We start from the raw sequence: 8,692 nt of genomic DNA, 5'->3' as shown, positions 1-8,692 counted from the left end.
GTGGGGCGCGCCCGAATTCACGCATCGGGAGAGATTCCCTCTTGGTTGGTTGGAGAAATCCTGTCAGCTAACGGAGACTCGTAGAACGATGAATCCCCCTGCCTTCAGGCGGGGGAGAACGTCAACTTCTTAACGCTTGGTAGTGAATACTGTGGTGAACATCATCAAAAAAGCACCGATGGCGATGATAACCGCCAATCCGCCAATTATCCCATTGAGGGTTTCAAAATCTTCCATATTTTTTCTAAAATGAACTACAGTTTAAGGTACCTCTCTTAACCTACCCCCGTCAAAGTAAACCCCTATGACCTCTTCAGGGAAACCGACCGTTCACTCAGAACCCAATTCGGTAGATCAGGAGTCCTCTTCCTTATTGTCTCAGTCCCCTTCCCCCTTACTGAACAACGGAACAAAATCGTTTGTTATCCCTCAAGCCCAGTTCACTCCCTTGGTAATTACCTTGGAGACATTGAACGCTTGGCTGATTATTGTGGCCATTGCGGTGATGATGGTGGGTTGGCTGTTTGATGTCGGTTTAATGCTGTTTTCGGGGGCTTTAGTGGCACTGTTAATCTCTCTACGGATCACCATTCCAGCGATTCGACGCTGGTTAACTAAGTTTCTGACCCCCGATGAACGACGGATTCTTTTAGGGATTGTGGGTATTGTGGGGGCGATCGCAGGCTTTGGTCAAGTGTTCGGAGTCTATCAAGGGGTGCGCAGTTGGTTAAATCAAGCCAAATGGGACGAGTTTGGTTCCTGGGCCGAGTGGTTTGGGGCTGTGGGTCAGATTATGATTGCCGTGATTGCTGTTTATGTAGCCTGGCAGCAATATGTGATTTCTAAAGACTTAACCACCCGGCAAAATATCATTACCCAACAACAGACCATTGATGCTTATTTTCAAGGGATTTCCGATTTAGCCTTGAGTGATGAGGGACTGCTGGAAGATTGGCCCCAAGAACGTGCGTTTGCTGAAGGACGCACGGCCGCTATTTTGAGCAGTGTGGACGCGGGAGGAAAGGCCAAGATTTTACGCTTTCTCTCCCAGTCCAAACTGGTGACACCCCTCAAGCGCGATGGTTTGCTGGGTCGGGCGATTTTAGATGGGGCCGGGGGCTATGCTGAAGATCGTCAGCATGGCCTACGGGTGATTGATTTGGGGGTGATGTTAGCCCGGGCCGATTTGTCGGAAACGGATTTGCGCTGGACGGATTTAAGTGATGCCTATATGATTGGGGCGGATTTAAGTCGTTGTGATTTAGTGCGGGCGAATTTAGCGCGGACGGTTCTCTATGAGGCTAATTTACGGGGGGCGGATTTAAAAGGGACTCGTTTATTCTATGGGTCTGTGGAAACCGCAACGCCCCGTCTGCCTAATGCAACACCGGATTATGAAACCGGGGCCTATACGGGGGCAGTGGTGGAAAAAGCCGATTTTACAGGGGTTCAACGTTTGAGTGAGGAACAAAGGTATTATTGCTGCTGTTGGGGGGGAGAGAAAACCCGGGCAACCATTCCGGGAGGGTGTGAAGGCATTCCTAATCATTTAGGTCGTTAGAGGAAAATGGGCTAAAGTGGGTTTTCAGGAGATTATGGGCAATCGAGAGGGGGGGAATCCTCGCTATTCTTTTGTGATTCCGGTGTATAACGAGGAGCGGAATTTAGGGGAGTTGTATCGTCGTTTGGATGGGTTGAGCGATCGCCTTGATGGGGAAATGGAATGGGTTTTTATTAATGATGGCAGTCGGGATCAGTCTTTAGCTTTCTTGCGGAATCTCCATCAACAGGATTCCCGGGTCACTTATATCAGTTTGGCGCGGAATTTTGGGCAACAAATCGCCCTCACGGCAGGTTTACACTTTGCTCAGGGGGAGGCAGTGATTATCATGGATGCGGATTTACAAGATCCCCCAGAAGTGGCTTTAATGATGATTGAACGCTGGCAAGAGGGCTATCAGGTGGTTTATGCCCAACGGACAAAACGACATCAAGAACACTGGTTAAAACGCTTTTATGCCTATGTGTTCTATCGCCTTTTGCAACGGTTGGCCCATGTCGATATTCCCCTAGATAGTGGGGATTTTTGCTTGATGGATCGGCAGGTGGTGGAGGTGTTAAACCATTTGCCGGAACGGAATCGCTATTTACGAGGATTACGATCTTGGGTGGGATTTGCTCAAACTTCTGTGCGCTTTGAACGGAGTCCACGCTTTGCAGGCGATCGCCAATATACCTTTACTAAGTCTCTCTCCCTTGCCATTGATGGATTAGTCTCGTTTTCCAAAGTCCCCTTACGACTGGCCACCTATACCGGACTCTGTGCGGCCCTGGTGGCGCTCATTATGGCCGGAATGGTGTTATATTGGCGCATTGTTGCCCCTGATTCTCCGGTGACGGGTTTGGCCACTATTTTAATTGCTGTGTTTTTCTTGGGAGCGGTTCAATTGGTAAGTATTGGTATTCTAGGGGAGTATATTGGTCGCATTTATGAGGAAGTCAAAGGCCGTCCGCTTTATGTCGTGTCGGAAGTGGGAGATCGAGGAGAATCCAAGGCCTAACTTGTTCGCTCTACCGATTCCCCAGCAAACCGTAATTAGGGTCTGCTGAAAAAGCCCAACGCTAGACTCAACAAGGGAATTGATAATTGATATTAGAAACCGGGTTTTTGCTAGGGTGTATCGAGAAAACTAGACAATGAACGCAACCCGGTTTCTGACTAAAGTTAGTCAATGACATGACACCCGACTCCCCTGCTCCCCAAGTTATTCAGCAAGCCCTAATTATTGTTCCCCATTCCCCATTCCCTAATTATGGAACCTCCTGTAGAACGCTTTCGACTGTCCCAAACCGCTAAAGAACAACTAACAAAACTCAAACGCCAGACCAAAATTGACCAGTGGAACATCCTCTGTCGTTGGGCGTTTTGTCGTTCCCTCGCAGAGCCAACGATTCCCTCCCCCGTACCGTTACCCGCCGATAGTAATGTTGAGTTAGTTTGGCGAGTCTTTGGGGGAGAAATGGCCGATTTCCTCACCATTGCGCTTAAACAACGCTGTGAACAAGATGGACTCGGCACCGATCCTGAAACCCTTGCCACTCAGTTCCGTCTCCATCTTCATCGGGGAATTGGTTATTTAGCCGGGGATTCCGACTTAAAGCGGATTGAGGATTTAATACAAATAATTGATAATTAGGGCTTGCTGTACGCGAAGCGTGCCGTTAGGCATATAACTCTACTCGTGGGGCTAGGGAACAGGGAACAGAGGGAGTCGAAAAAAGGTAAGACTTTTTGATTATTTATCTCTAAAACCTTGCAGTTTCTCGCCCTTAAAATGGCCCCAAGCCCTATTAAAATTGCTTAGAGAGGGGTATTCAGCAGACCCTAATTAGGGTCTGCTGAAAAAGTCCGGGAGTCAGGGAATTAAGAATTATTCCCTAACCCTGACAAGAGGAGAAAAGCCTTAACTTGTCAAGCTTGGGGGATTGGTTTCCCCACCCGTCTGTACAGTGGGGTCGTTCATCTTTTAACCCACAAACACGGCGGCGGCGGCTGCCACACCTGCGCCGGGGGTTGCGCCTTCGTAGCCTAATTGTTGTAAAGTAGCTTCTAAAGCGGCGATCGCGGCTAAAATATCCCGCTCACAAACAAACCCTAAATGACCAATGCGGAAAATCTTCCCTTTCAGGTGATCTTGTCCCCCAGCCATAGCAATATCAAACTTGTTCCGTAAAGTGGAACGAATAGCCTCCGCCTCAATACCCGTCGGTAAAACCGCCGTTACAGCCGGACTGGCACAATCATCCGGAGCAAAGGGAGATAATCCTAACGCCTTCACTGCCGCACGAGTGCCTTGAGTTAACCGTTGGTGACGGGCAAAAATCGCCTCTAAGCCTTCTTCCCGCATCATTTGTAAAGCCACTTGTAAACCAAAGACTAAGTTCACTGGAGGGGTGAAGGGTGTAGTATGTTTAGCCGTTGCTTTGCGATACTTGCCCAAATCCAGATAATAGCGGGGTAAGTTTGCCGTTTCGTAGGCTTTCCATGCCTTCTCACTCACGGCCACAAACCCTAAACCGGGGGGAATCATGAACCCTTTTTGCGACCCGGAAGCTACCACATCTAAACCCCACTCATCAATAGGGACACTGATTGCACCCATACTGGTGACAGCATCCACCATAATTAAGGCTTCCCCGTGTTCTTTCACCGCTTTATTAATGGTTTCGAGGTCATTTAAAACGGCCGTCGAGGTTTCCGAATGGGTTAAAATCACCGCTTTAATTTGTTTTTCGGTATCGGCGGCTAATTTCTCTTGAAAGGCGGCCGGGTCTAAGGGTTTCCCCCATTCTGCGGTGATGCGTTCTACATTTAAACCATAGGCTTCCGCTACTTCTCCCCAACGTTCGCCGAATTTTCCATTGCATCCGACTAAAACACGGTCGCCTCGGGAGAGAAAATTAATTATCCCCGCTTCCATTGCTCCTGTGCCGCTAACCGTCAGCATCTGTACATCTTGGGCGGTTTGGTGCAGCCATTTTAAATTCGCGCTGACCTCTTCTTGTATCTTGCTATAGTCCCCACTGCGGTGGCCAATGGGGTGCTTGGCCATTGCTTGTAACACCTGTGCCGGAACCGGAGTAGGCCCCGGAATCATTAACATATTTTTATCTTTCATCGTGCGCCTTAGAGAATTAAAATCCACCCTAACATCTGTGCCAAGGACAGAGAGGTGCAAAAAGAAATAGCCACCCATTATATTGCGCCCGCTAGATGTTTGTCAATCTACGATGGATTGGGATGCTAAACAATGACTTCTCGGTTTCTAGCTAAAACTTGCGGTTTTTTCCTGCCCTCACCATGACTCAATTGAAATATTCTGTAATATTACGGAGTTATCTGTTCACTATCCTCTAAAGTTTTAATAAGCTTGTCAGGGTTTTTATTGACGATGATAGAAATTGTTGCGTAGGTTGGAGAAGAAGTAAGTATAAACTCTAGTTCCTCCTCAGCTACCTCTATTCATTTTTCCTAAAAACCACGGTCTAAGACTGGGTACAGTAAAGACCACAAAGGACAAATCAGTGGCTTGACGGATAGGACTGGAATATTATCTATCACAGAGGGTCATAATTATGGGCTACAAACAAACGGCGATCGCACTTTCTCTCACCGCCCTCGGTTTAATCCTTGGCAACAGTGCGGCAGAAGCCTTTACATTAAATCGTTATACTCAAACAGAATTTGAAGCATTAGGTTTAAACCTCCCTTGGCAATGGACAGCCGAATCCCGCATTGGTCGTGTTGGAGATCATCAAGTCAATATTCACGACAGCACCAACAGCCATCTCAATCGGGAACAAGCAAACTATGATTGGGTGAGTGGGCAAGCGGTAGATTTTTCCCTGACCTTTGATAGTGTTGCCAAAACCTTAACCTATATTGTGGGTGATGTGGAACTGTCTAAAACCAATTTGGGGGTGAGTAGTTTTTCCGATTTACTCATTCGGACTGTTGCTTATGAATATGATAGCCGCATGGCACTCATGGGTCTGTCCCTAACCGATGAACAGGGTAGCGGCCGCTTAGGCTGGACATTTAACCAAGGTTGTCGTTGGGGTCAAAATTGCGATACAACACCCAAATATCTACACATTTCTGATATTGTGGGCAGTTTTACTCTAACGGGTCAATCGGTTATGAGTTGGAAAGACTGTGCAATTCCCGTGAACTCGGAATTAGCCTATCAACTTAAATTGTCAGGAGAAAAAGTTCCTGAACCCATGGGGATTTCTTTATTCTCTTTAGCCCTGTTAGGGTTCTTGGTGAAAGGCAAACCTAAAAATAAAGAGTGAGAGTTAGCCCTTTAATTTGAATCAGGAAGCCCCATCCTCGCCAACGGCAGGGTGGAGTAGTTCACTCAAGGGCTGTCGAACGCGACGGGTTGAAACCCATCAAGAACAAAATATCCTCCCTAGTCGCTAAAAACAGGGGGGATATTAATTGAGGGCAAAAACCCTCTACTCAGGAAGAAACCAAAAATCTAACTCAACTCAAACTAGGCGGTTTGTTGGCGGCGTTTTGCACCTACGAGGGCCGCAGCACCCAAGGTTAATCCTAGTAAAGAAGCGGGTTCGGGAACAGCTTCAGGCTCGACGGGGGTATTATCAGCAAAGGTTCCCATCATGCCCATCGTATCATTGGCGCATTCGGCCAACACATGAGCAATCCAAGATAATTCCCCTTGAGGCAGTAAGGAACGGGCAAAGCTGAAACCAAAGGTTTGAGTTCCTAATACTGTGCCTAAGCCATCTTTAGCAGCTTGTGCGGAGAAGTCCAACCCTAATGTAGAGAGTTGAGCAACGTCTAGGAGGGTAATGTTGCCGAGTTTCTCTTGATAGGTGTTGATGACGCTATGACCATGAGTGCCTAAGTAAGCTTGGCTTTCTGCTAGGGTCATCCCGTCAATTAACTCAACAGTCCCCTTTTTATCCGTTACATACTTATTGTACTGGTTATAGCTGCTGTAACCAGAGTTTGTTGAAGTGACGTTTTTCGTGGTGACACCTGAGAAAATTCCGGTTTCTCCTCCGGTCACACCAGAGTCATTTTTAGATGAGAAACGGATAGCCAATAAATCAGAAGTCCCTTTAACTTGTTCAAAGGTTTTGTCAGGATTCAAGTTCAGGAATAAGTCACCCCAAGCAATGGTTCCGTTTTGTACGCCGTTATATTTCCAGCCGTCAAGGTGGATATTGGAGTTAAAGGCAAAGGTCACGGTGTCGTTCACTAAGTCTTCAACATAGGCCATGCCAAACATTTCAAAGTTGCTTTTGAGACCGACCCCATGTCCGCCTGTGCCACCATTTTGAGTTAAGTCTCCTGAACCATCTTTAAAGGAGTCCCAAGAATAATTCCAAAGGGTTCCAGCTTGGACAGGTACTGCCATTGCACAGGCGCAAGCGGTGGCTAAAGCGGTACCAAATAATGTTTTAACCAGATTCGTTTTCATTGTCGTTCCCCCTGTTGAAGTATGCGTACTTTGTGTTTTGTAGATACGCCCTTTCGTTGTTCATAGTTCAACCTTAACGTTAGAATTAGGGCATGACAATAGGAAAATAAAAACTTGTTCTAAGCTTTACAAAAAAAGTTCCCGATTGTTACAAAAGTTTATTCTTCCAAAAATGACTAATATTTTAGGGGAGATTTGTTAGGGGATAATACTGAATTTTCTGTATAAATACGGATATCAAATTATTAGAAAATGTGGCTTTTACGGAGAGTGCGGAATGGGTGAGGTAGAGGAGGAGGTGAAGTCCCTAAAATTAAGGGTTCAAAGAACAGGCAGAGTTTCTATTAATTAATCCGCTAAATGTTGAGATTAAATCAGCCAATTGTCGCAAAAAGAGGGGGGTGGTTTCTGCATGAATGAGTCACAGGGAAACTCAGATCCTATGCCCCCCTCCCCGATGGAGAGAGAAGGAAGGCGCAGGAAGGCGCAGGGCGGATCTTTAAGTTTTGATGAAGCTGGGTTTTAGGATGGGGAGGGGGAGGATACGTTTTCTATGGCTTGGCACTGTTGACAGAGACCAAAAAATTCGAGGGTGTGGTAGTAGACTTTGAACTGGTGGGAGGTTTGGAGTTGGTGTTCTAGTTCGTGGACGGGACATTCTGCGATCGCAATGGAACGACCACAATTGAGACAAGTCAGGTGATGCTGGTCTTTCTGTACTAAGCTATACAGAGATTCCCCCGTGGCTAAGGTGCGGACTTGTACTAACCCCTCTAGTTTCAGGGCTTCGAGAGAACGGTAAACGGTGGCGAGTCCCATATTCTGCTTGCTTTTACGCAATTCTAGATACATCTCTTGAGCAGAAAGGGAGGTGTTGATGGTTTTAAGTAAGTTTAAAATCCGTTCTTGAGAACGAGTCCGCGTTTTCATAGAGGTCTTGTCTGGGGGGTCAGCCAAAAAATAAAATTGCGATGTTGTTCACCCTCAGTGTAGCTGAAGACCGCAACTTCCTTAAATCTTAACGTTTGTCGGTTTCCCCTGCCTTAAGACCTGAGATATGATGGAATCTGTCACTTTTTCCGAAAATCATGGCGATTAACTATAAAGCGCGTATCTATGTGACACTTCGCCCGTCTGTGTTGGATCCGGCCGGGGTTGCAGTGAAGTCTGGACTAGAACAGTTAGGCTATACCACCGTGGAACAGGTGAGAATTGGCAAGTATATTGAGGTGAGCCTGAGTGCAGAAAATGAGGTCAGCGCAAAGGATCAGCTAGAACAAATGTGTGATCAGGTGTTGGCCAATCCGGTGATTGAGAATTTTTGTTTTGAGTTGGATGAAGTTGGGAATCCGGCAAAGGTTTAGGGTGTTTTTATCAGAAAAATGGGTTTAAAACCCCGCCCTTCTAGGGCGGCTTTTCTGGGTTTTGGATGTACTGTTTAAGCACTATGTACTTTTAGGTTAGAAACACTATGCCTTTCCCTGCGTAGATTGCTTGTCATTTCAAGCAGACCAATATACAATAGATATACAGACCCATCTTAGCACAAGCAATGAAAGCTAGATATCAATACAGATTTTACCCGACAGACCAACAACAAAAGAGATTAGCTCAATTGTTTGGTTGTGTTCGTGTGGTCTGGAATGATGCTCTTGCGCTTTGCAAGGCATCTGGTAAAG

Annotated in this window: 9 protein-coding genes and 1 pseudogene; 7 read left to right on the top strand and 3 right to left on the bottom strand. The window is 46.6% G+C overall.

The genetic code is table 11. The features are described 5' to 3' along the window. From K4A83_RS23700 to dndE, 4 genes and pseudogenes are all read left to right on the top strand, one after another. A pseudogene (locus tag K4A83_RS23700) lies at positions 1-84 on the top strand (RNA-guided endonuclease TnpB family protein); the annotation flags it as partial. A 220-nt stretch (positions 85-304) separates the two neighbouring features. After that, positions 305-1,561, top strand: coding sequence for a pentapeptide repeat-containing protein (locus K4A83_RS20860; protein WP_265266630.1), 1,257 nt, complete (start codon positions 305-307; stop codon positions 1,559-1,561). A gap of 34 nt (positions 1,562-1,595) precedes the next feature. Continuing rightward, the gene (locus K4A83_RS20855; protein WP_265266629.1) at positions 1,596-2,561 is read left to right on the top strand and encodes a glycosyltransferase family 2 protein; all 966 of its coding nucleotides are present in this window, start codon (positions 1,596-1,598) and stop codon (positions 2,559-2,561) included. Positions 2,562-2,813: 252 nt separating this feature from the next. Beyond that, the gene (gene dndE / locus K4A83_RS20850; protein WP_265266628.1) at positions 2,814-3,197 is read left to right on the top strand and encodes a DNA sulfur modification protein DndE; all 384 of its coding nucleotides are present in this window, start codon (positions 2,814-2,816) and stop codon (positions 3,195-3,197) included. Between the two features lie 330 nt (positions 3,198-3,527). Here dndE and K4A83_RS20845 read toward each other — a convergent pair whose 3' ends face one another. Then, the gene (locus K4A83_RS20845; protein WP_265266627.1) at positions 3,528-4,679 is read right to left on the bottom strand and encodes a pyridoxal-phosphate-dependent aminotransferase family protein; all 1,152 of its coding nucleotides are present in this window, start codon (positions 4,677-4,679) and stop codon (positions 3,528-3,530) included. Positions 4,680-5,136: 457 nt separating this feature from the next. On the opposite strand from K4A83_RS20845, the gene K4A83_RS20840 reads away from it, so the two are divergent. Continuing rightward, positions 5,137-5,856, top strand: coding sequence for a choice-of-anchor W domain-containing protein (locus K4A83_RS20840; protein WP_265266626.1), 720 nt, complete (start codon positions 5,137-5,139; stop codon positions 5,854-5,856). A 203-nt stretch (positions 5,857-6,059) separates the two neighbouring features. Here K4A83_RS20840 and K4A83_RS20835 read toward each other — a convergent pair whose 3' ends face one another. Next, entirely contained in the window at positions 6,060-7,013 is a 954-nt protein-coding gene (locus K4A83_RS20835; protein ID WP_265266625.1) for a PEP-CTERM sorting domain-containing protein, read from the bottom strand. A 522-nt stretch (positions 7,014-7,535) separates the two neighbouring features. Then, complete coding sequence (locus tag K4A83_RS20830) at positions 7,536-7,943, bottom strand: Fur family transcriptional regulator (protein WP_265266624.1); 408 nt, start codon at positions 7,941-7,943, stop codon at positions 7,536-7,538. A 158-nt stretch (positions 7,944-8,101) separates the two neighbouring features. Here K4A83_RS20830 and purS point away from each other — a divergent pair, with 158 nt between their 5' ends. Both purS and K4A83_RS23695 read left to right on the top strand, forming a co-directional pair. Further along, complete coding sequence (purS, locus tag K4A83_RS20825) at positions 8,102-8,377, top strand: phosphoribosylformylglycinamidine synthase subunit PurS (RefSeq protein WP_265266623.1); 276 nt, start codon at positions 8,102-8,104, stop codon at positions 8,375-8,377. Between the two features lie 188 nt (positions 8,378-8,565). Beyond that, on the top strand, positions 8,566-8,692 hold a 127-nt coding region (locus K4A83_RS23695; protein WP_407810256.1), incomplete at its 3' end, for a helix-turn-helix domain-containing protein.

It is taken from the genome of Spirulina subsalsa FACHB-351 (assembly GCF_026130165.1).
In the GTDB taxonomy this organism is placed as follows: Bacteria; Cyanobacteriota; Cyanobacteriia; order Cyanobacteriales; family Spirulinaceae; genus Spirulina_A; species Spirulina_A subsalsa_A.
This window is presented reverse-complemented; position numbering and strand designations above follow the sequence as displayed.

Bases quoted from the DNA above. Each gene is read 5' to 3' on its own strand.
- K4A83_RS20860 (WP_265266630.1), top strand. From the start codon at position 305: ATGACCTCTTCAGGGAAACCGACCGTTCACTCAGAACCCAATTCGGTA.
- K4A83_RS20855 (WP_265266629.1), top strand. From the start codon at position 1,596: ATGGGCAATCGAGAGGGGGGGAATCCTCGCTATTCTTTTGTGATTCCG.
- dndE (WP_265266628.1), top strand. From the start codon at position 2,814: ATGGAACCTCCTGTAGAACGCTTTCGACTGTCCCAAACCGCTAAAGAA.
- K4A83_RS20845 (WP_265266627.1), bottom strand. From the start codon at position 4,679: ATGAAAGATAAAAATATGTTAATGATTCCGGGGCCTACTCCGGTTCCG.
- K4A83_RS20840 (WP_265266626.1), top strand. From the start codon at position 5,137: ATGGGCTACAAACAAACGGCGATCGCACTTTCTCTCACCGCCCTCGGT.
- K4A83_RS20835 (WP_265266625.1), bottom strand. From the start codon at position 7,013: ATGAAAACGAATCTGGTTAAAACATTATTTGGTACCGCTTTAGCCACC.
- K4A83_RS20830 (WP_265266624.1), bottom strand. From the start codon at position 7,943: ATGAAAACGCGGACTCGTTCTCAAGAACGGATTTTAAACTTACTTAAA.
- purS (WP_265266623.1), top strand. From the start codon at position 8,102: ATGGCGATTAACTATAAAGCGCGTATCTATGTGACACTTCGCCCGTCT.